This window comes from Pseudomaricurvus alkylphenolicus, assembly GCF_011683955.1.
Classification (GTDB): Bacteria; Pseudomonadota; Gammaproteobacteria; order Pseudomonadales; family Cellvibrionaceae; genus Pseudomaricurvus; species Pseudomaricurvus alkylphenolicus.
Genome location: NZ_JAAQPI010000005.1, coordinates 231597 through 251414 on the forward strand (window position 1 = coordinate 231597; position 19818 = coordinate 251414).

Annotated in this window: 18 protein-coding genes; 7 read left to right on the forward strand and 11 right to left on the reverse strand. The window is 53.7% G+C overall.

Features of this window, described 5'->3' with window-relative positions:
- Positions 1-27 precede the first annotated feature (27 nt).
- The 8 genes from HBA55_RS15155 to xdhA form a co-directional block, all read right to left on the reverse strand.
- The gene (locus HBA55_RS15155; protein WP_166993027.1) at positions 28-549 is read right to left on the reverse strand and encodes an ureidoglycolate lyase; all 522 of its coding nucleotides are present in this window, start codon (positions 547-549) and stop codon (positions 28-30) included.
- A 3-nt stretch (positions 550-552) separates the two neighbouring features.
- Entirely contained in the window at positions 553-894 is a 342-nt protein-coding gene (gene uraH / locus HBA55_RS15160; protein ID WP_166993030.1) for a hydroxyisourate hydrolase, read from the reverse strand.
- A gap of 47 nt (positions 895-941) precedes the next feature.
- Complete coding sequence (gene uraD / locus HBA55_RS15165) at positions 942-1442, reverse strand: 2-oxo-4-hydroxy-4-carboxy-5-ureidoimidazoline decarboxylase (RefSeq protein ID WP_166993033.1); 501 nt, start codon at positions 1440-1442, stop codon at positions 942-944.
- Complete coding sequence (gene alc, locus HBA55_RS15170; RefSeq protein WP_166993036.1) at positions 1439-2455, reverse strand: allantoicase; 1017 nt, start codon at positions 2453-2455, stop codon at positions 1439-1441. The genes uraD and alc overlap by 4 nt, the downstream gene beginning before the upstream one ends.
- Positions 2456-2642: 187 nt before the next feature.
- Positions 2643-4001, reverse strand: a complete 1359-nt coding sequence (gene allB / locus HBA55_RS15175; protein WP_166993039.1) for an allantoinase AllB — start codon at positions 3999-4001, stop codon at positions 2643-2645.
- A 122-nt stretch (positions 4002-4123) separates the two neighbouring features.
- On the reverse strand, positions 4124-4987 hold the full coding sequence (gene xdhC, locus HBA55_RS15180; RefSeq protein ID WP_206019812.1) for a xanthine dehydrogenase accessory protein XdhC: 864 nt from the start codon (positions 4985-4987) through the stop codon (positions 4124-4126).
- Between the two features lie 21 nt (positions 4988-5008).
- Positions 5009-7342, reverse strand: a complete 2334-nt coding sequence (xdhB, locus tag HBA55_RS15185) for a xanthine dehydrogenase molybdopterin binding subunit (protein ID WP_166993045.1) — start codon at positions 7340-7342, stop codon at positions 5009-5011.
- Positions 7335-8825 (reverse strand): xanthine dehydrogenase small subunit, encoded by a 1491-nt coding sequence (gene xdhA / locus HBA55_RS15190; RefSeq protein WP_166993048.1) that lies wholly within the window; start codon positions 8823-8825, stop codon positions 7335-7337. The genes xdhB and xdhA overlap by 8 nt, the downstream gene beginning before the upstream one ends.
- 317 nt (positions 8826-9142) lie before the next feature.
- Here xdhA and HBA55_RS15195 point away from each other — a divergent pair, with 317 nt between their 5' ends.
- The 4 genes from HBA55_RS15195 to HBA55_RS15210 all read left to right on the forward strand — a co-directional run bounded on the left by HBA55_RS15195 (position 9143) and on the right by HBA55_RS15210 (position 14122).
- Positions 9143-9985 (forward strand): outer membrane protein OmpK, encoded by an 843-nt coding sequence (locus HBA55_RS15195; protein ID WP_166993051.1) that lies wholly within the window; start codon positions 9143-9145, stop codon positions 9983-9985.
- Positions 9986-10467: 482 nt separating this feature from the next.
- Positions 10468-11298: an outer membrane protein OmpK gene (locus HBA55_RS15200; protein WP_166993054.1), complete on the forward strand. Its 831-nt coding sequence runs from the start codon at positions 10468-10470 to the stop codon at positions 11296-11298.
- A 112-nt stretch (positions 11299-11410) separates the two neighbouring features.
- Positions 11411-12160 carry a type 2 periplasmic-binding domain-containing protein gene (locus HBA55_RS15205; protein ID WP_166993057.1) on the forward strand — a complete coding sequence of 250 codons (750 nt, stop codon included), beginning with the start codon at positions 11411-11413 and terminating at the stop codon, positions 12158-12160.
- Positions 12161-12184: 24 nt separating this feature from the next.
- Positions 12185-14122, forward strand: a complete 1938-nt coding sequence (locus tag HBA55_RS15210; protein ID WP_166993060.1) for a methyl-accepting chemotaxis protein — start codon at positions 12185-12187, stop codon at positions 14120-14122.
- A gap of 210 nt (positions 14123-14332) precedes the next feature.
- Here the strand turns inward: HBA55_RS15210 and HBA55_RS15215 are convergent, their stop codons facing one another.
- Both HBA55_RS15215 and HBA55_RS15220 read right to left on the reverse strand, forming a co-directional pair.
- Positions 14333-14521 carry a DUF2783 domain-containing protein gene (locus HBA55_RS15215; protein ID WP_166993063.1) on the reverse strand — a complete coding sequence of 63 codons (189 nt, stop codon included), beginning with the start codon at positions 14519-14521 and terminating at the stop codon, positions 14333-14335.
- Between the two features lie 25 nt (positions 14522-14546).
- Entirely contained in the window at positions 14547-16160 is a 1614-nt protein-coding gene (locus HBA55_RS15220) for an FAD-dependent oxidoreductase (RefSeq protein ID WP_166993066.1), read from the reverse strand.
- A 531-nt stretch (positions 16161-16691) separates the two neighbouring features.
- Here HBA55_RS15220 and HBA55_RS15225 point away from each other — a divergent pair.
- Positions 16692-17102, forward strand: coding sequence for a DUF805 domain-containing protein (locus HBA55_RS15225; protein ID WP_166993069.1), 411 nt, complete (start codon positions 16692-16694; stop codon positions 17100-17102).
- 232 nt (positions 17103-17334) lie between these two features.
- Here HBA55_RS15225 and HBA55_RS15230 read toward each other — a convergent pair whose 3' ends face one another.
- Positions 17335-17538, reverse strand: coding sequence for a hypothetical protein (locus HBA55_RS15230; RefSeq protein ID WP_166993072.1), 204 nt, complete (start codon positions 17536-17538; stop codon positions 17335-17337).
- A 28-nt stretch (positions 17539-17566) separates the two neighbouring features.
- Between HBA55_RS15230 and HBA55_RS15235 the strand changes: the two genes are divergently transcribed.
- Entirely contained in the window at positions 17567-18790 is a 1224-nt protein-coding gene (locus HBA55_RS15235) for an APC family permease (protein ID WP_166993075.1), read from the forward strand.
- 161 nt (positions 18791-18951) lie between these two features.
- On the forward strand, positions 18952-19758 hold the full coding sequence (locus HBA55_RS15240; protein WP_166993078.1) for a crotonase/enoyl-CoA hydratase family protein: 807 nt from the start codon (positions 18952-18954) through the stop codon (positions 19756-19758).
- Positions 19759-19818: the final 60 nt, after the last annotated feature.

Genomic DNA, 19818 nt, shown 5'->3' on the forward strand with positions numbered 1-19818 from the left:
GCGCCGTAATCCACCATTTGCCTCGCCCTATGCATTGTCTGATAGGTTAACGCGCAGTTGCTGCTCTGGGGTCAGCTCTATTTCATCGCAATTGTGACCATCGCCACCGCGGTCTACCACCAAAAAGTCACTCTGTTCATTAAGCGCCAGGCAGAAGTGGTGCCAGGTGCCTTTGTGGTAGTTAACACCCTGGTCGCTGCGGGCCAGAAACACCTGCAGCTGCGACTCATCGAAATCGCCCGCCGGCGCCACTACCACCAGGTAGGGTTGTTGGCCCATGGGGATAAACGCCTGGCTCGATAATGGATGGCGCTCCATCATTTTGATGGCAATGGGTTGCTGCAGTGGCGTGGAGCGAAAAATGCTCACAATGGCGCGGCCGCCTTCGGCGTCCACATCGATGTCGGCCAGGTTGTGGTATCGCTCGGTGTAACCCTGGTTAATGCCGAAGTGGTGCGCTTGGTCGCTCACTTCAATCACATCGCCGAAGGGCGCAAAGGCTTCGCGGGTCAAGGGTTGTGGCTGCACGGTGTTGATGGTGTCGCTCATGGTTCAGCTGCCCCGGTAGGTGGAATAGCCGTAGGCGGTCAGCAACAGCGGAATATGATAGTGAGCACCACTGCCGTCGATGGTAAAGACGATATCCACGTAGGGATAAAAGCCGGCTTCTTCGTTGCGATCAAAATAGGCCTGGGTGTCAAAGTGCACGCGGTAGCAGCCACCGTCCAGTACCCGGTCCTGGTCCAGCAAATTGGGGATGCGACCGTCGCTGTTGGTGGTGCCGGAGGCCAGTTGCTGCCAGTCGCCGTTGACCTGCTGATACAGGGTAATGGCTAGGTCGGCGGCGGGCAGGCCACGGGTGGTATCCAGAACGTGGGTGGTAATTTGGCTCACGATTGGGCTCCTTTGTTTTCCCTTGTCGTCGAATCAGCTTAGCTGCTTCAGACCAACTTATTCAGGCGGATATGGAAGATCTTGCGCTGTTCTTCCGCCGCGTTTTTCAGTTCGGCCTCCCGGTCGTTGGGGAGACGGGCATTGAGCAACGCCAGCATTTCTACAGCGCTCTTGCCAGTAGCACAGACGATAAAGATAAAACCAAACTTCTCTTCGTATTCGCTGTTACCGGCGGCCAGGGCATCGATCACTTCGTCGCTGGCTTCGTTTACCGAGGATTGCTCGCCGCTGGCCAACTCCTTGGTGTTGGCGTACTTGGCCTTGAGGCTGCTGACGTCGCCGATTTTGGGGTGACCGTCAAAGGCTTCCAGGTAGTCGCCCTCCGCCAGGTCGAGCCAGTTTTCATTGGCTGCGGTGTACAGAGCATCGGCATCGGCAAAAGGGCGCGCCTCGACCATGCGGGCAACCCAAGTGCTGCTGGTGCAGCACTGCATAAACGCGTGGGTCGCCTGGTCGGCGCTCATGGCATTGAGATCCGCGAGGCTCATTTCAGGTCTTCCTTACGGTAACCGAAGACGCGCATGCGCGATACACCACCATCCGGGAAGATGTTCAGACGCACGTGGGTAAAGGTCTGCTGCGCTGACTCGATCTCTTGCATAAACAGGTGCTCGCGGTGGGCGTAGAGCTTCTGTTCGCCAATCACGGTTTGCCACTCGGTGTTGCCGGCCAGTACATCGCTGTCGCTGCCGTTGGTACCTTCCAGGGAGAAACGGTCCGGGAAGTTACCTTTAAAGTGGGCCGTGTCCACGAGAACTTTGTTGACGGAACCTTCGGTGGCCAGCTTGACGATGGACCAGTCGGGGCCTGGGTCACGGCGGCGCTTGGTTTCCCAGCCGTCACCCATGTTAACGCCACGGCCGGGCATGATCAGGTTGTTCTTGTCGCTGAAGAACATGTCGGAGCACAGCAGTGCACGACCGCCGTTTTTGATGGAGGCCAGGTCGATCAGCTCACCGGGCAGGAACTGGGAGGCATCGATGCTGGGGTCGCCGTACACGCGGAAGCGGGCCACACCACCGTCCGGGAAGATGTTGAGGCGGATGTGGGTCCAGATCTGGTCGCTGTCGATGCTGAACAGGTTCTGGCTGTGGGCGTCTACCGGGGTCTGGGGCAGCAGGGTGGTCCACTCGGTGTTGTCATCCAGCTGACCGTTGCAAACGCAGGCTTCGATGGAGACGGACTGAGGGGCGTTACCGCGGAAGTGGTTGGTGTCCACATCAAAGCCGCGGATCACACCGGGAATGCCCAGGCGAATGGTGCACCAGTCAAACTCGCGACCGTTGTCGCGACCGTAGCTGCGGCGCGATTCCCAACCGTCCATCCACTTGCCGCGATCGGTGTATTTGTCATCGATAAAAACGCCGCGACCGGGTTTGAGCAGATTTTCCATGCCCGCGAAGAAGTCATCGCTGCAGGCCAGGGTTTCGCCGCCAAGGCGCTCAGAGGCCATGTCGATCAGCTGTTGGGTAAAGTAGGTGTTCAGTTCTTCGTTGTTCATTGTCGGTCCATTCGTAGGTTGGCGTTTCGCGATGTCGTCCAATCCCTTCTGAGGCTGGGTTCTCGCGATATCGTTCAATCGTTTTGTAGGTTGGATTAGCGCAGCGTAATCCAACGGGTTTTTGGTTTAATTTTAAATAATGTCGGATTACGCTGCGCTAATCCGACCTACGTTTTTGCGGTTTTAATTACTTCAAATTTCCCTTAAGCAGGGGTTGTCCGGCCGGGCCGGTCACAAACTGGTCGTTTTCAAACACTTTGGTGCCGCGCAGGTAAGTCGCCATCACCTCGCCCACAACGGCTTTGCCTTCATAGGGGGTGATCTTGTGGCGGTGTTTGATCATGTCGTTGCTGATCAGGTATTCGGCACCGTCGTTAAATACCAGCAGATCGGCGTGGTAGCTCTCGGCGATGCGGCCCTTAATATGGCCCAATCCGGCAAAGTCGGCGGTGGCGGCGGACATCAGTCGCGAAACCTCTTCCAGTTCAAAGCCGCGATCCAGTGCGTCGGTCCAGATCAGGGGCAGTCCGAACTGCAGCGCCGAGATACCGCCCCAGGCTTTTTCCACGTCACCACTGTCGATGTGTTTGAGCTGTGGTGTGCAGGGGGAGTGATCGGAGACGATAAAGTCGATCACGCCATCTTTAATCGCCTGCCACAGTTGTTCGCGGTTGCTGTTTTCGCGAATCGGCGGGCAGCACTTAAACAGCGTCTTGCCGTCCGGGATGTTTTCTGAAAACAGGGTCAAATAGTGGGGGCAGGTTTCTGCACTCACGCCCAGTCCTTCGCTGCGGGCGGCACTGATGTTTTCCAGCGCCTCGGCGGAGGAAAGGTGCACGATGTGGGTTTTGCAATGGTGACCTTCTTGCTTGAGTTCGCGGGTCAGTTTGATCATCAGATCAATGGCGTCGTTTTCCCACTGCTTGGGGCGCGACTCCAGAAACGTCTGGTAGCTGTCGCCGATCACCGGTGGTTCGGTGTCTTCACTATCCAGCTCTGCGTGAATCAGGTAGGGGGCGTTGTGCTTGGCCAGAATCGGCATGGCCTTGCGCAGGTCCTCCTCGGTCATATTGGGGAATTCTTCGATGCCGGAGTCGATCAGGAAGGATTTTACACCGAGCACACCGGCGCTCAGGAGTTCGTCCAGATCGTCGACGCTGTCCGGGATAACGCCACCCCAGAAGCCGACATCGACCCAGAGTTTGTCGACAACCGCTTCCATCTTTTCGTGCAGTGCCTGCTTGTTGATGGTGACGGGGATGCAGTTCAACGGCATGTCCACCAGGGTGGTAATTCCGCCGGCGGCAGCGGCCTGGGTGGCGGTGTTAAAGCCTTCCCAGTCGGTGCGGCCGGGTTCGTTGATGTGCACGTGGGTGTCCACCAGACCGGGCATTAATACTTGGTTGCCCAGGTCTTCCACTGTGCAGCCGGGGTTCTCGTTATGGGGCAGTACGGCTTCAATAACACCGTCGTTGATTTTGACGGTGGCCGCGCGGATTCCTTCTGGGGTAATAACCCGCTGGCTGCGTAAGGCAAACTGACTCAATGTCGGTTACTCCGTGTTTTTGTGGAGAACAGCAGATAGTCTTTTCTCAACCGGCAGATTAGGGCTGCCGGGCGCACGCAATTTGGGAAAAGACTATCGGCTGTCCTCCGTGTGAAATGGGTTTAGGCGCTGGCGACGGTGTCTTCGCTCAACATGGTTTTCAATTCTTTCCAGTGCAAACCCTGTTGCGTGGGTTTGGCCGGTTCGTCCCGTTGGTACAAGCCGATGATCTCACCGGCTATCGACACGGCGACTTCCATCGGGCGTTTGCCCGGCACGGCGCTCAAGCCCACCGGGCAGTTGATGCGTTGCACCAGTTCCGGGGCGATGCCGCGGTGGTCAAAGCGCTGCTGGAAGCGCTTCCACTTGGTGTCAGAACCGATCAGACCCAGGTAGCCAAAATCTTCGCGCTTCAGCACACGGCGACAGATTTCGTAATCCAGCTGGTGGTTGTGAGTCATAACAATGTAATAGCTGTTGGCCGGCATGGTATCGACTTCGTCGGCCGGGGTGTCACTGACGACTTTGACAACATTGCTGCTGTTGGTGGCGTTTGCCGGGAACAGTTCCTCGCGGGTGTCCACCCAGCTCAGGCGACAAGGCAGGCCTGAGAGGATAGGGGCCAATGCCTGACCAACGTGCCCGGCACCAAACAACATAATGTTGATACGACTGGCGGCAAAGGGCTCGAACAGCAGGCTGGTGCTACCGCCACAGCATTGACCGAGGGAAGGACCCAGCGGAAAGTGCTCAATGTGCTGTTGGGTATCGCCACCGGCGAGAATACGATGGGCAATCTCGACGGCTTTGTATTCCAGATGGCCGCCACCAATGGTGTCGTAGCTGCGATCGGCGGTAACCACCATCTTGGTGCCACTGTCGCGGGGGGCAGACCCCCTCACGCCGAGTATTGTCACCAAAACATAAGCTTCACCTTGTGCCGTTAAGTCATTGACCGCGTCGACCCAGCGAGTATTGGCTGTCATTGTCATGATCCTGACCTCTCGTTAGCGCTTTTGCAGGTTAGCGACGGCTGCCAGCACACGCTCGGGCGTGGCCGGGGTATGCAGCTCCGGGCTGACCTGGTAATCGGCGACACTGGCAACGGCGTCGCGTAGGGCGGACCAAACGGAAATCGCCAGCATAAAGGGGGGTTCACCCACTGCCTTGGAGTTGTAGATGGTGGCTTCGCGGTTGGGCTCGTCCGGCATCAACTCCACGTTAAACACTTCGGGCATATCCGCTACGGCCGGGATCTTGTAGGTGGCCGGACCGGTGGTGAGCAGACGCCCTTGGTCGTTCCACATCAGTTCTTCTGTGGTGAGCCAACCCATGCCCTGGACAAAGCCGCCTTCAATCTGGCCGATATCGATGGCCGGGTTCAGCGAGTGACCCACGTCGTGGAGAATATCCACACGGGTGACCTTGTATTCCCCAGTTAAGGTATCGATCAATACCTCGGAGCAAGCAGCACCGTTGGCGTAGTAGAAGAACGGGCGACCGGCGGCTTTTTCACGATCGTAGTGAATTTTAGGGGTTTTGTAGTAGCCGGTGGACGACAGCGAAATACGGTTGGTGTAAGCCAACTGCGCCAGTTCACCAAAGCTCATCACTTTTTCGCCGATAGTGACTTGGTTATCGGCAAATACTACTTGAGAAGCATCGACATTAAAGTGCTCGCAGGCGAAATCGATAAAGCGCTGCTTAATGGTGCGCGCCGCGTTTTGAGCGGCCTTACCGTTCAAGTCAGTGCCGGAAGAGGCAGCGGTGGGCGATGTATTAGGCACCTTGTCCGTGCGGGTGGAGGTGACGTTAATGGTGTCCACATCCACCTGGAATTCTTCAGCGACAACCTGGGCGACTTTGGTAAACAGGCCTTGGCCCATTTCGGTGCCACCGTGATTGAGCTGAATGCTGCCGTCGGTATAAACATGAATCAAGGCACCGGCCTGGTTCAGGTGTTGTACGGTAAAGGAGATACCGAACTTAACGGGAGTCAGAGCAATACCTTTCTTCAACAGAGGGTTGGCGGCGTTAAATTCCAGAATTTCTTCGCGGCGCTGCTGGTAGTTGCTGCTGGTTTCCAGCTTTTCGATGATTTCCGGCAGCAGGTTGTGTTCGACGGTCTGATGGTAATGGGTAACATTGCGATCATCGGTGCCGTACAAATTGGTCTTGCGCACTTCCAGTGGGTCCTTGCCCAGCTCGCGTGCGATATCGTCCATGACACCTTCGATGGTCATCATACCCTGAGGGCCACCAAAGCCACGGAAGGCGGTGTGAGAAACGGTGTTGGTTTTACAGCGGTTACCGGTGACGCGCGCCTGGTTCAGGTAGTAGGCGTTGTCGGAGTGGAACATGGCCCGGTCGACAATGGCGTCGGACAAGTCCGGTGAGTAACCACAGTTGCCGTTAACGGTGACTTCGATACCTTCGATGCGGCCGTCGCTGTCAAAACCAACGCGGTAGTTGTTTTCGAAGGGGTGACGCTTACCGGTCAGTACCATATCGTCGCTGCGGCTCAGGCGCAGTTTGACGGGCTGACCGCTCTTGCGTGCCAGCAGGGCGGAAACACAGGCCCAGGGTGCGGCGTGGGTTTCTTTACCCCCAAAACCGCCGCCCATACGACGCATGTCGACGGTTACCAGGTTAAAGGGAATGCCCAGTACCTCGGCCACCAGCATCTGTACTTCGGACGGATGTTGGCTGGAAGTATAAATGGTCATGCCGCCGTCTTCGGTGGGTTCAGCGGTGGAGATTTGACCTTCCAGATAAAAGTGTTCCTGACCACCGATCTGTACTTCACCTTCGAGCACATGGGCGGCTTTGGCAATCGCCGCGTTGGCATCTCCACGCTGCTGGGTGTGAGGTGGGCGAACAAAGTTTTCCTGTTCCAGGGCTTTCTTAACGCTGAGCACAGGTTCCAGTTCTTCGTATTCCACAACGGCCAGTTTGGTGGCCTTGCGGGCCAGGTCGTGGCTGGTGGCGGCGACGGCAAAAATGGTCTGGCCAAGGAATTCAACTTTTTCTTTGGCAATCACCGGATCACCGGGAAATACCGGTCCGATATCGATGTGTCCGGGGACGTCGTCGGCGGTGATCACCGCTACCACACCTTCGGCTTCGCGAACCTTGGAGAGGTCCAGGCTTTTGATCAGTCCGTGGGCAATGGTGCTTTGACCGATGGCTGCGTGCAATTGGTTGGCCAGTTCGGGGCGATCATCTATATAGACGGCTTCGCCGCTGACGTGTTTGTCGGCGCTCTCGTGTTTGCGTGACTTGCCTATGCCTCCTTTAATGGCGGAGGACTGAGCCGGATTGATTTCGGGGAGATTACGCATGGCTGGTCGCTCCTTTCTGACTGATAAATCCTCCATCAAAGTAATTCACTACGCGGGAGTTGGCTTGCGGCTGATCCAACTCCAGGTAGCATTTCTTGAGAAGGTTTTTGGCAACCTGCATGCGGTAGTCTGCAGAGGCGCGAACATCGCTCAGTGGTGAGAAGTCGTTTTCCAGCGCCTGCATGGCATTTTCAATGGTGGCGGTGTTCCAGGCTTGGCCTTTCAAGGCGGCTTCGCAGTTAGAAGCACGCTTGGGAATGGCCGCCATGCCACCGTAGGCCACGTCGGAAGTTTCGATGACTCCGTCTTTCACGTTGATGTGAAATACGCCGAGTACGGCGGAGATATCGTCGTCCAGTCGCTTGGAGATCTTATAAATCTTGAGGGCGTGATCGGCTTTGGCTTTAGGGATAAAGACGCTGCGAATAAATTCGTGTTCGCGCTGGTCTGTGACTTTGTAATCGACAAAGTAGTCTTCAGCTGGGATGGTGCGTTCCTGCTGACCACGACGCAATGTGATGGTGGCGCCCAGGGCGATCAGCACCGGAGGGGTGTCTCCGATGGGGGAGGCGTTGCCGATATTGCCGCCGAGTGTGCCGTGGTTACGAATTTGCAGTGAGCCGAGCCGCTCTATCATGTCGCCAAAGTCGGGGTATTCCGCAGCAAGGCGTGGCGTGAACTCACTGTAGGGCAGGGCGGCACCAATGGTGAAGCCTTGGTCCGTTTCTTCGAATATCTGCAGTTCTTCAACGTTGCCGACGTAAATCAGCGTTTCGAGCTGCTTAAGCTGCTGGGTGATTTCCAAGGCCAGGTCGGTACCACCGGCCAACAAACGCGCCTGGGGGTGTTGCTGGAGCAGGCTAGCGAGTTCTTCAACCGTGTTGGGGGCGAAGGCGCTGTGTTCACCGTCAGTCAGCTCACGGATGCTATCAGCGTGGATAGCCTGCAGGGTTGCGGTGGTGTAGGCCTTGTTGCGATCGAACTGGTCGGGCCCATGGTTTGCCGCGGCCTTGGCGGCATCCAGAATGGCTCGGTAGCCAGTGCAGCGGCAGAGGTTGCCGGCCAGGGCTTCCAGTGTCTGGTGTTGGTCGGGGTTGGGGAAGTTTTTGTGCAACGCAAACAGCGACATGACAAAACCGGGGGTACAAAAGCCGCACTGGGAGCCGTGGTGGTCGACCATGGCCTGCTGCACCGGGTGCAGTCTGTCGCCGTCTTTCAGGTCTTCGACGGTAATCAGTTGCTTGCCGTGCAGGCTCGGCATGAGGCCGATGCAGGCATTGAGGCTCTTGTAACGCAGGTCGCCGTTTACCAGCTCCGCTATGACAACGGTGCAGGCACCACAGTCGCCGGAGCAGCAGCCTTCTTTAGTACCGCTGCGCTTCTCCTCGGCACGCAGGAACTGGAGGATGCTGGTATTGGGGTTGCAATCAGTCAGGGTTCTCACGGTGTTGTTCAATAAGAACCGGATGGATTTGTCCGCCATATTTCTCGATCCAGATTTATTGTGATTTGGGGCCAAACGGTTTTTCTCAAAACCTGACACATGTGACAGGTTTTCTAATCTAAACGAAACACCAGGCCGGGTCAACTTAGTTTTAGCTTGTTTTGGCGACTGTTTCTGACTGTTGTGGCAAGTTTTGGTCAAATACTCTAAGCCGTTGTTTTTATAGGAGGAAAAGTAATGAAAATGACATTTATATGACTGTGAGAGGGGTTTGGTTGACAGATACCGGGCCCCGGACTTGACTTTGAAAAGGCGCCAGGAGCGGCTGATTAATAACGAATTGGGAGTAAGTGTGTATGATTTTTAACCAGAAAAGGTCATTTCCGGCTTTTGTGACGGTTTTGTTAAGTCTTTTTTCACTGGGAGCGGTAGGGGCGCAATGGAGTTCAACGGAGTTGCATTTGCAGTATGGGAATTTGCAGAAGGCGTTTCAGGGGGGCGACGGAGGTGCTGAGACGGGGGGCACGACGATTTTGACCCTGCAGCATGCCAGTGGTTGGAAGTATGGGGATAACTTCTTTTTTATTGATCATTTGAATTATGGCCGTACGGATCTGGAGAAGCTTGCGGGTATAGAGCCGACTGATGAGTTGTATGGGGAGTGGTATTCGAATTTCAGTCTCGGGAAGATGACGGGTAAGGAGTGGTCGTTTGGTCCGGTGTCGGATGTGGGGTTGATTGCCGGGTTTAATTTCGCGCAGGAGGTGGACACGCTGTTTTATCTGCCGGGGGTGAGGTTTTCTTTGAAGTTGCCCGGGTTTGCCTTTGCGAATGTGGATGTGACGGGGTATTTCCAGGATGGTCCGGATAAGTTTGGGGTGGATGCGGATGATGATGGCTTTATGGTGGATTTTAATTGGGCGTTTCCGTTTAAGTTGGGGGAGACGCTTTGGAGTCTTGAGGGGCATGTTGAGTATATCGGTGGTGCGGATTTGACGATTGATGGTTTTGATGTGGGGGCTGAGCGGGAGAGTTGGATTTTGGCGCAGCCGCAGTTGCGGTTGGATGTGGGGCATTTGTTGTTTGGTACTAAGGATCAGTTGTTTGCGGGGGTTGAGTATCAGTATTGGAGCAATAAGTTGGGGGATAAGGATACGGATGAGAGTATGGCGCAGGCTTTGTTGGTGTGGCGGTTTTGATCTTTTTGTGCCTCAAAGGGAGGTTGTACCAAATTCGTGGATTTACCCCAAAGGGGCACAAGAGCCGCGAAGCGGTGTAATCCGCCGGTCTGGTTCTGTGCCTCAAAAGGCGGTCGGGCGGTTGTTTTCGGAGCTGTCGGTCGGCCCTCCAGGCTACCCTCAGTCCAGAAAAAGCCCGGCAAAAAACGCCGGTCTTTTTCACTCCTTCGGCTCCCTCTTTAACGCTCCGAAAACAACCGCCCGACCACCTCTCACACCGCGGTATGCTGACTCGGGTGCCTTAATGAAAAAATATCTCCAAATTGATCAATTTCTTACCTTCTCTAACTCTCTGATTTAAATAAACTGAAACGTTTAACCTAATCACTAAGGTAATTAAAAACCTGTCTTGAGTGTCAAAAATATTCTTGACACATGTGCCAGGATTCTGTTTTTCTTGGTCTCGCAATAACACTGACTAATTGTTTCGTGGAGAGACGAGAATGATAAAAACCAAAACCACCTTGACCGCTTTGACTCTGATGACTTGCGCCAGCGCATTGCAGGCCGCTGACTGGAGCAGTACCGAAGTCCATTTCCAGCACGGTAATCTGCAGAAGGCCTTCCAGGGTGGCGGCAGTGAGTCCGAGACTGGTGGCACTAACATTTTGACGCTGCAGCATGCCAGTGGCTGGAAGTACGGCGACAACTTTTTCTTTATCGACCACCTTAACTACGGCCGCACCGATGCCGAGAAGGCTTCCGGTTCTGGTACTGACGATGAGCTTTACGGTGAGTGGTATTCGAACTTCAGTCTTGGCAAGATCACTGGTAAGGATTTGAGTTTTGGTCCTGTCAAGGATATTGGTCTGATCGCCGGTTTTAACTTTGCGCAGGAAGTCGACACGTTGTACTACCTGCCCGGCGTGCGCTTTGCTCTGAATCTACCCGGTTTTGCCTTTGCTAACCTCGATGTGACTTCCTATATTCAGGACGGCGAGGATAAGTTCGGCGTTGACGCCGAAAGCAACACTTATATGATCGATTTTAACTGGGCCTATCCGTTCAAGATTGGTAACACCAGTTGGAGTCTGGAGGGGCATGTGGAATATATCGCCGGTTCCGATATCACTATCAATGGCGCAGATTTTGGTGCCGAGCGTGAGAGCTGGATTCTGGCGCAGCCACAGTTGCGTCTGGATCTTGGGGAGGTGCTTTTCGACAACAAGGGTAAGTTGTTTGTCGGCCTGGAGTACCAATACTGGAACAACAAACTCGGTGATGCAAATACCGACGAGAGCGAAGTGCAGGCATTGGTCGTCTGGAATCTGTAACAGTCTGACGATCGAGGTCGAACACCTCTCGAAAAAGGATCTTTCAAGCCCGGTTGCCGGGCTTCTCATGGGGTAAAGGTCACTGTAGCTATCCAAAGAGGGTGGCACAGCTATGATTTACCGCCTGATGTTCATAGTGGCCTTTATGGCCCTGGCAAATCCGCTTAAGGCTCAACAGACGCACTTTGTGTTTGGCGTTGAGGACTTGGATTATCTTCCTCACTACGGTTACGCAGAAGGGAAGGACTACGGTGGATTTTCCCGGGCGGTGTTCGATCGCTTCGCCGATTGGGCCGGAATCACAATCAGCTACAGACCCTTGCCCATCAAACGGCTCTACAAGGAGTTTCTGTTTGAGGATGAGCTGGACTTTAAGTACCCGGATCATCCTCAGTGGCAAAGCGAGCTTAAGGATGAGTTAAGGATTCACTATAGCCGTTCGGTGGTGAGTTATGTGGATGGCATTATGGTGCCCCCTGCTAAATTGCAGACATCGGCCGGGACCATGAAAACGCTCGGGGTTCCCAGAGGTTTTACTCCGACGGGTTATCTGCAGCAGATTCGTGATGGCGGCCTGGTGGCAGTGGAGCAGCCTAATCTGAACGCATTGCTGAAGATGGTAATGACGCGACGTGTGGATGCTGCCTTGATCAACGTCGATGTGGCCCGCCACCGTCTGCTTAACGATTTGGATAATCCTGGTGGTCTGGTGTTCGATCCAAGCCGCCCACATTTTAAGAGTTCGTACTTTCTATCGACTCGAAAGCACCCCGAGCTGTTGCGAAAATTCAATCAGTTTCTGCAATTGCATCAGCGCGAGATTCAACAATTCAAGGACAAGTTTCAGATTCACGAGGGATGACATTTGACTGACAGGTAACCCACTATGAAGTCACTGCTCAATCTGCGTCTTAAACACAAATTGATTATCAGTATGGCTGCGGCGTTGTTGTTGCCGCTGATTATCAGTACCACTTTCTTTGCTCACAGTATCCGTAGCCTGATGGACGAGCGTATGACCGCCTCGGAATTGCCGACGGCATTGCGTGAAGTTCGTAACAGTATGGAACTGGAGCTGCAAAAGCCTGTACTCATTTCCAAGGGTATTGCTGAGAACCGGTTTGTTCAGCGTTGGTTGGAATCAGGCGAGTCGCCGGAGCAATTGGGCGATATCAAGGACTACCTGAGTCACTTGAAGGAACAGAATCAGGCAATATCAGCCTTTGTTGTTTCTGGCACCACCGGGTCTTACTATAACAACGGTGGTCTGTTCAAAACCCTGTCCAGGGATTCCGCCAAAGACGGTTGGTTTTACGATTTTATCGACAGCGGCCAGCCAGTAGGTTTAAGTATTGATGTGGACGAAGCCTCTGGCCAGACCACGGTATTTATCAACTACGGTATCACACTTAATGGCAGTGTAAACGCCGTTGGGGGGATTGGTGTTTCCCTCAGCCGTATGTCAGAGATCGTTCGCGAATACAGCGTTGGTCAAACCGGACAGATTTTTGTGGTGGACGCCAAGGGACAGATCAAGCTGCATCGCAACGCCGCATACAGTGGCAAGGATATTACTGAGGTTATCGAAGGTGAACAGATTCATCGCAAGTTATTGAGCGATGGAGGTTTTGCCAGCCTGGAATTTGAACGGCAGGGGGAGTCGTTTATTGGCGCCGCTATACCGTTGGTTTCCAGTGACTGGATTCTGGTTGCCGAGATTCCGAAGGCGGAGCTTTACTCAGGGCTCAACGATACGATTGTCAGCAGTATATTGATCAGTCTGGTGATTGCGGTTGTATTTTTGGTCTTTATCGCAATGCTTGCGCGCAATATTATTAATCCGATTGAAACCATCTCGGAGTCGCTGGAGGATATCGGTAAACGCGGGGGTGACTTGACATCGCGCCTGCCCGAAGATCGAGCCGATGAAATCGGCGATCTCGCCCGAGGTGTGAACCAGTTTATCGAGCAGCTGCAGGAGATGTGTCGCAAAATACTGGAGGCATCCATAGCGTTGGATGGTGCCACTTCTGATGTGAATCGCAATATTGAAATCGCTTCGGATTGCACGCAACAGCAGCAGCAAAATACAGATATGGTGGCTACGGCTGTCAACGAGATGGGCTCTACGGTATTGGAGATTGCCCGCAATGCCAGTGAGGCCGCGGACGTGTCTCGTATGGCTCAGGAGGCGTCTGCGCAGGGGCAGGAGTTTGTGGAGCAGAGCATCCAGGATATGGGCCAGTTGACAATGGCGATGGACAGCTCAGTGGAATCGGTGCAGGCGCTGGCCCATGAGATCCAGTCCATTACCAGTGTGTTGGAAGTGATCCGCGGTATTTCCGAGCAGACCAATCTGCTGGCTCTCAATGCCGCCATTGAAGCGGCACGGGCGGGAGAGCAGGGCAGGGGCTTTGCCGTTGTTGCTGATGAGGTTCGGACACTGGCGCAACGCACCGCCCAATCTACGGAAGAAATCAATGAGATGATTCAGCGGCTCGACCAACGTGCACACGATACGGTAACCGCTATTCAGATGGGGCATTCCCAAACGGAAACCAGCGTCAAAGGGGTGGAGGAAACCGGAGAGCGGCTGCGCAGCATCGCGGAACGTATTACTCGTATCTCGGATATGAATTATCAGGTGGCGGCGGCTACGGAGGAGCAGAGCCAGACCACCGAGGAGATTAATCGCAATGTGACGCTGATTGCGGATCATTCGCGCACCACGGGTGAAGCGGTGGTGCAGTGTAATGAGCTGTGCACGAGGCTTAATCAGCAGGCGCAATTGCTGAATGGATTAATGGGGCGGTTTACGTTGTAAATGTAATCATGGCAAGGCGTTGGGTGGATTTACCCAAAAAACGGGCACAAGAGCCGAAGGCGTCGCCTAGCCAACAGTAGGCGCTTTAGGCGAGCGCCTACTGTTGGAATCCACCAATTGCCGGCAAAGTGCCAAATCCAAGGTGGATTACGCTACGCTAATCCACCCTACGCAGGTACGCAGTGCGATTGAGCTTTAGGGTAATCGCGATTACTGCTCCGACGCTACCTCAAGCGCCTGGTCTAGCACACCTGCTTCTCCAATATGATTGGCCAACACCAAAATCAGCTTGGCGTTCATCAGTTGGATTTCGTCTTCCGATAAATCCCGCTGAGCATCGATCAGCTTCTGGTAAAAATCGTCCGGGTTTTTAATATTGGCTTTCAGATTTAATGACATTTTTTGCTCCTTTATTCTATCTTATTTAGTGCTGGCAAGTGGCTTTGGCGATGGCGGCCTGAATGGCGTCGGCATCGAATTCACGCCAGCGGGCGGCAACGTGCTGATCGGGGCGCAGCAGATACACGGCACCTTGTTGCCCGTCGAAGCGCTCTGTCAGTAGGCCTTCTTTATCCTCCAAATCGCGTCCGACTACGGTTACCTTGGCATTAATACCGTTAAAAGAAACGGTGTTGGTCGCAGGAGCATCACCAAATACCAGTACTTCAAATTCACCGCCGATCTGGTTCAGGAACCAGCCGTCTTTGCCGTCTTTAACGATGGGAGAGTCTGCGCAGTTGCTACCGGGCTTCATGCAACCGGCAAACTCGGTACCGTCATCGGTATTCAGTGATGACTGCACATAAGGCGTCGGCATGGACAGGCGTCCACTGTTGACAAGAGGCCTGGCAAATTCGTGTTTTTCCGCTAACCTCAGCACAGCGTCGCGAAAGAATCGACTGCTTTTGCTCTTGGGGGTAATAAAGTCGGTGGAGCGAGTGGAATTCAGCAGGTTGTCATCGGCCGCGAAAACGCGCTCCTCGGAGTAGGTGTCCAGCAGTTCCAATCCGGCTTTGCCGTCCAGTACAAGCTTGAGCTTCCAGCCCAGATTGTCGATATCCTGCACACCGGTGTTGGCGCCGCGGGCACCAAAGGGGGAAACCTGGTGGGCGGCATCGCCGGCAAACAGCACACGACCGTAGCGGAACTTGTCCATGCGGCGACAGGCAAATTGATAAACTGAAACCCACTCCAATTCAAATTCCGCATCGTCACCGAGCATCTGTTTCAGTAGAGGAATAACATTTTCGGGTTTCTTGGCTTCTTCGGGGTCGGCATCCCAACCTAATTGGAAGTCGATGCGCCAGACATCGTCAGACTGTTTGTGAAGTAGAGCGGATTGATTCTTATGGAACACCGGATCGAACCAGAACCAGCGTTCAGTCGGGAAATCGCTCTTCATAACGACGTCAGCAATCAGGAAGCGGTCCTGGAAGAACTGACCGGAGAATTCGCCGTCCACCATTTTGCGCGTATCGCTGTTAGCACCATCGCAGGCGATGATCCAGCCCGCCTCCATGGTAAAGACACCGTCGGGAGTCTCAATTACCAGCGATGCATGGTCGTCGTGCTGTGTGATGTTCAGCAATTTGTGTTTCCAGCGCAGATCAACGTTCTCTTCACTTGCGCACTTGGCAACCATATATTCTTCCAGGTAGTACTGCTGCAGATTGATCATGGCCGGCATCTTGTGGCCTTCCTCCGGCAGCAAATCAAATTCGTAGGCCAGTTTTTCCTTGAAAAACACCTTGCCCACCTTCCAGCTTACGCCTTTTTCAACCATAGGGGCGGCGACACCGAGACGGTCCCAGACTTCCAGCGGACGTTTGGCGTAACAGACGGCCCGCGAGCCGATACTGACGGTGTTGTTGTCATCCAGCACTACGGTGGGTATGCCCTGAGCGGCGCATTCCAGTGCGGCGGTCAGGCCGATGGGGCCGGCTCCGATAATGACGACGGGATGACGCTTGATAACGCCTTGCTCTTGCTCTCGCGATTGCTGGTATTCAAATTCCGGGTAGGTGTAGGTGTTTAGCATTGTTATAGGTCTCCATTAATGGCATGCCTTGGTGATAAGGCAGTAGTTACCGTTGAAACCAATAGTAGTTACATGTGAAACTAAAATCAAGAGATATCACCACAGAAATTCAGGTTATTTTAGGTTTTTGGCGGTCTGAATGGACGATAAAGTTTGTAAAACAAGGAGGGATCATCAAATAAAAGAAGGAATAGGTTTAATGTGGCCAAAATAAAACCGTGGCAGTCTTACATATGGTTGCATATGAGAGTATATGAAGGGTTGGGTGGCGTTGTTGGGTGCTCGAGTAACCAATCCTTTATTTGATTTGAGCGGAGCGCCAGCCGTTTGGGTTCGCCGGGACAGTGTGTTAGAGGTCATATGAAGATAAGTCATAGATAGATGGCGAATGTCGTGCTATAACCTCTTGTGCTCATAGGGAATTGGGTCTTGATTCACCAAAAAGGAATTTTCCTTCCTGAAGTCAATCCTCTCCCTTGTGTACTTGTTTGTCAGGCGACGTGTTCAATTGTAAAAAGGGAGTTAACCATAATGACGGAAAATATTTACGAAAGCCCCAACTCGCAGATCTTGAACGAATCTGACGAGGTTGTGTCCCACACTGTGAAGGAAATCCTCTTTTCTTTTCGGGGTCGTATTCGCCGATCTACTTACTGGAAGTCAATGCTGGGGATGATGGGGGTCTTTCTGATACTTTTTCTTGTCGTCGGTGCATTAAATGTCAGCGAAGGTGCTATTTCACTGGCAATGCTGATTTTGTATTTGCCATTAATGTGGATTTCTTTCGCAATCCAAGTGAAACGTTGGCATGATCGGGACAAATCCGGGTGGTGGGTACTTATTTCTTTTGTTCCTATCATTGGTCCGATCTGGGCATTTGTTGAAAACGGTTGTCTGGCCGGTACAGAAACCGCGAATCGTTTTGGCCCACCGGAAATCTAAAATCTGTCGTCGCGCTGACCTGGGCCACCCCTTTGAGGTGGCCATCTGGTGGTGAGAGTGGTTAAGGGAATGTTTTCTGGTTTAGAAAGCTTTGTTTAGTGTGACGCCGAAGGTACGGGGATTACCGGTGCATCGAAGGTGCTGCCTTTGTAGGATTTATCCAGAACGTTGCGTCCCCACAGCGTCAGTTGCAGATCACCTGATCGGATAGGAATTCATAGTCACAGTAGACTTAGCCATCAATGCCTTCTGTAAGAGATAAGGACTGCTTAATCCCGAGGCTGACAACATTTTCCGGATCAATCACCAAACGATCTCCCGAGCGGTCACGGCTGCCGTTGCCGTTCTGGTTAGGATCGCCCCGTGCGTCAAATGCCAGAGCAAGCCGGTGGGGATAGCTTGGCAATCCGGGCCCCAAATTGATAATTTGTGCCATGCTTGGGCTAGTGCATAAGGGAAGGATTATGACTGAGCCTCAGTTAAAACGTTCTATCTCATTGCCGCTCCTTGTATTTTACGGATTGGGGACCATCGTTGGTGCGGGGATATATCTGTTGGTCGGGAAGGTCTCCAGTGAGGCAGGCACAGCAACCGCTTATGCTTTTCTGTTGTCAGGACTGGTCGCTTCTTTTTCAGCACTCAGTCACGGGGAGTTGGCAGCCAGGCTGCCGCGCTCTGCCGGTGCCAGTGTTTATGTCGATCGGGCCTTTAGGCGCAGGTGGCTTGCAGGGCTTGTGGGCTGGGCGGTTGTCGCAACCGGCATTGTCTCTAGCGCTGCTATGGTGCGGGGCAGCGTGGGATATCTGGATGTATTTATCACATTGCCACCAGCCCTTGTGATGGGAATTTTTACCCTGTTGCTGGTTGGGATTGCGATATGGGGAATGAAGGAAAGTGCCCTATTGATCACTCTCATAACCTTGCTTGAAGTTGGGGGGCTGATCGTCGCGATTTACATCAGCAGTGACTTGGCCCCAGTATTGTCGTGGTCTGAAATTTTGATGCCCCCAATTGATACGGGTGCCTGGCTGGGGATCAGCATAGGAGCCTATCTGGCTTTTTATGCCTTTATTGGCTTTGAAGATATGGTCACCGTCGCAGAAGAGGTGACAGATGTGGAACGTGCCATGCCCCGGGCCATCATAATCGTAATGGTCCTCGCGACAGTACTTTATGTCGGTGTTGGCATCGCCGCACTGCGGGTTATGCCTGTCGCGGATCTGGCTGCCAGCTCCGCCCCATTTGCCGACCTCATCAGTCGTGCCGGGCAATCCCCTGTTTTTATCACCCTTATTAGCCTGATCGCCATCATTAACGGCGCGTTAGTGCAGATCATCATGGCTTCCCGGATGCTCTATGGAATGGGGCAGGAAGCATTGGCTCCCAAATTTCTGTCGGTAGTGCACCACAAGAGACAAACGCCCCATGTCGCCAGCTTGATGGCGGGTGTGGTCGTGCTGGCTTTTGCGCTTTTTTTACCCCTCGTTACGCTGGCGAAACTCACAAGCAGTATTATTCTGATGGTGTTTACCCTGGTGAATCTGGCATTGGTTCGCCTGCGACTACGGGACGGTGTACCGGATGACGCTTTCAATCTTCCCCTGCTTGTTCCTATCATTGGTGCGCTTCTTTCGCTAACACTTTTTCTTTGGCCGTTCATTGGTGAGGTTGTTGGTGTCGGACATTAACGGTTTCATATTTGGCGCAATATGTACTCATGTTGCGAAGTGTATTGCAGTACACAAGCGCCACCGTACCGGCTGAACAGTAGGTCACGATACCGGGGTTGCCAGAGGCTGGCGTTGTTTGTATATTTCAAAAAATACAAATAAGTGACAAGTGGTGTAATATGTCTGAGCAAGACTCAATATTAACCGAACGCCAGGGCGACATTCTGATTGTGACCCTCAATCGCCCACACGCTAAAAACGCCGTCGATCCGGAGACTGCTCGTAAATTGGCGGAGACCTTTGTGGCCTTCGACAGGGACGAAAACACCAAAGTGGCTGTATTTATGGGTGCACACGGGACCTTCTGTGCCGGGGCCGATCTTAAGGCGGTGGGTTCAGGCAACTTTGGCGAACTGCCCGACCCGCAAACACCCATTGATCCCTATGACGGCTCTGCGCCTATGGGACCAAGTTATCTTCGGTTGTCCAAACCTGTGATTGGCGCAATATCCGGTTATGCGGTGGCCGGAGGGCTGGAGTTGTCGCTCTGGTGTGATATGCGGGTGGTAGAAGAGGATACCGTGTTTGGGGTGTTCTGCCGTCGTTGGGGGGTGCCTTTGATTGATGGTGGCACGGTACGATTACCTCGGTTGATCGGTCACTCCAACGCCATGGATCTGATACTGACCGGCAGACCCGTCCATGCCGACGAGGCTAAGTTGATGGGCCTGGCGAATCGGGTTGTGCCAAACGGTAGTGCCAGGGAAGCGGCGATTGCGCTCGCCGAGCAGATTACCCGCTTCCCACAGCAGTGCATGCTCAATGATCGCCGTTCCGCCTACGAACAGTGGGATCTGTCTTTTGATAAAGCGATGGCCAACGAGGCGCGACTTGGGCGCATGACGCTGGAAAGTGGGGAAACCGTGGCTGGTGCGCAACGATTTGCCTCCGGCAGGGGGCGCGGGGGCTCCTTCGACGATCTTTAGCCTGGTTTAGGGGGCGGCACCAGGCTAATCACCTACCGCCATTAGATTAGTCATTGGCGG

Coding starts and splice junctions, on each gene's coding strand:
- HBA55_RS15235 (WP_166993075.1), top strand. CDS start 17,567: ATGACTGAGCCTCAGTTAAAACGTTCTATCTCATTGCCGCTCCTTGTA.
- HBA55_RS15230 (WP_166993072.1), bottom strand. CDS start 17,538: ATGGCACAAATTATCAATTTGGGGCCCGGATTGCCAAGCTATCCCCAC.
- HBA55_RS15195 (WP_166993051.1), top strand. CDS start 9,143: ATGATTTTTAACCAGAAAAGGTCATTTCCGGCTTTTGTGACGGTTTTG.
- xdhB (WP_166993045.1), bottom strand. CDS start 7,342: ATGCGTAATCTCCCCGAAATCAATCCGGCTCAGTCCTCCGCCATTAAA.
- uraD (WP_166993033.1), bottom strand. CDS start 1,442: ATGAGCCTCGCGGATCTCAATGCCATGAGCGCCGACCAGGCGACCCAC.
- alc (WP_166993036.1), bottom strand. CDS start 2,455: ATGAACAACGAAGAACTGAACACCTACTTTACCCAACAGCTGATCGAC.
- xdhC (WP_206019812.1), bottom strand. CDS start 4,987: ATGACAGCCAATACTCGCTGGGTCGACGCGGTCAATGACTTAACGGCA.
- HBA55_RS15200 (WP_166993054.1), top strand. CDS start 10,468: ATGATAAAAACCAAAACCACCTTGACCGCTTTGACTCTGATGACTTGC.
- HBA55_RS15225 (WP_166993069.1), top strand. CDS start 16,692: ATGACGGAAAATATTTACGAAAGCCCCAACTCGCAGATCTTGAACGAA.
- HBA55_RS15155 (WP_166993027.1), bottom strand. CDS start 549: ATGAGCGACACCATCAACACCGTGCAGCCACAACCCTTGACCCGCGAA.
- HBA55_RS15210 (WP_166993060.1), top strand. CDS start 12,185: ATGAAGTCACTGCTCAATCTGCGTCTTAAACACAAATTGATTATCAGT.
- HBA55_RS15240 (WP_166993078.1), top strand. CDS start 18,952: ATGTCTGAGCAAGACTCAATATTAACCGAACGCCAGGGCGACATTCTG.
- HBA55_RS15205 (WP_166993057.1), top strand. CDS start 11,411: ATGATTTACCGCCTGATGTTCATAGTGGCCTTTATGGCCCTGGCAAAT.
- HBA55_RS15220 (WP_166993066.1), bottom strand. CDS start 16,160: ATGCTAAACACCTACACCTACCCGGAATTTGAATACCAGCAATCGCGA.
- HBA55_RS15215 (WP_166993063.1), bottom strand. CDS start 14,521: ATGTCATTAAATCTGAAAGCCAATATTAAAAACCCGGACGATTTTTAC.
- xdhA (WP_166993048.1), bottom strand. CDS start 8,825: ATGGCGGACAAATCCATCCGGTTCTTATTGAACAACACCGTGAGAACC.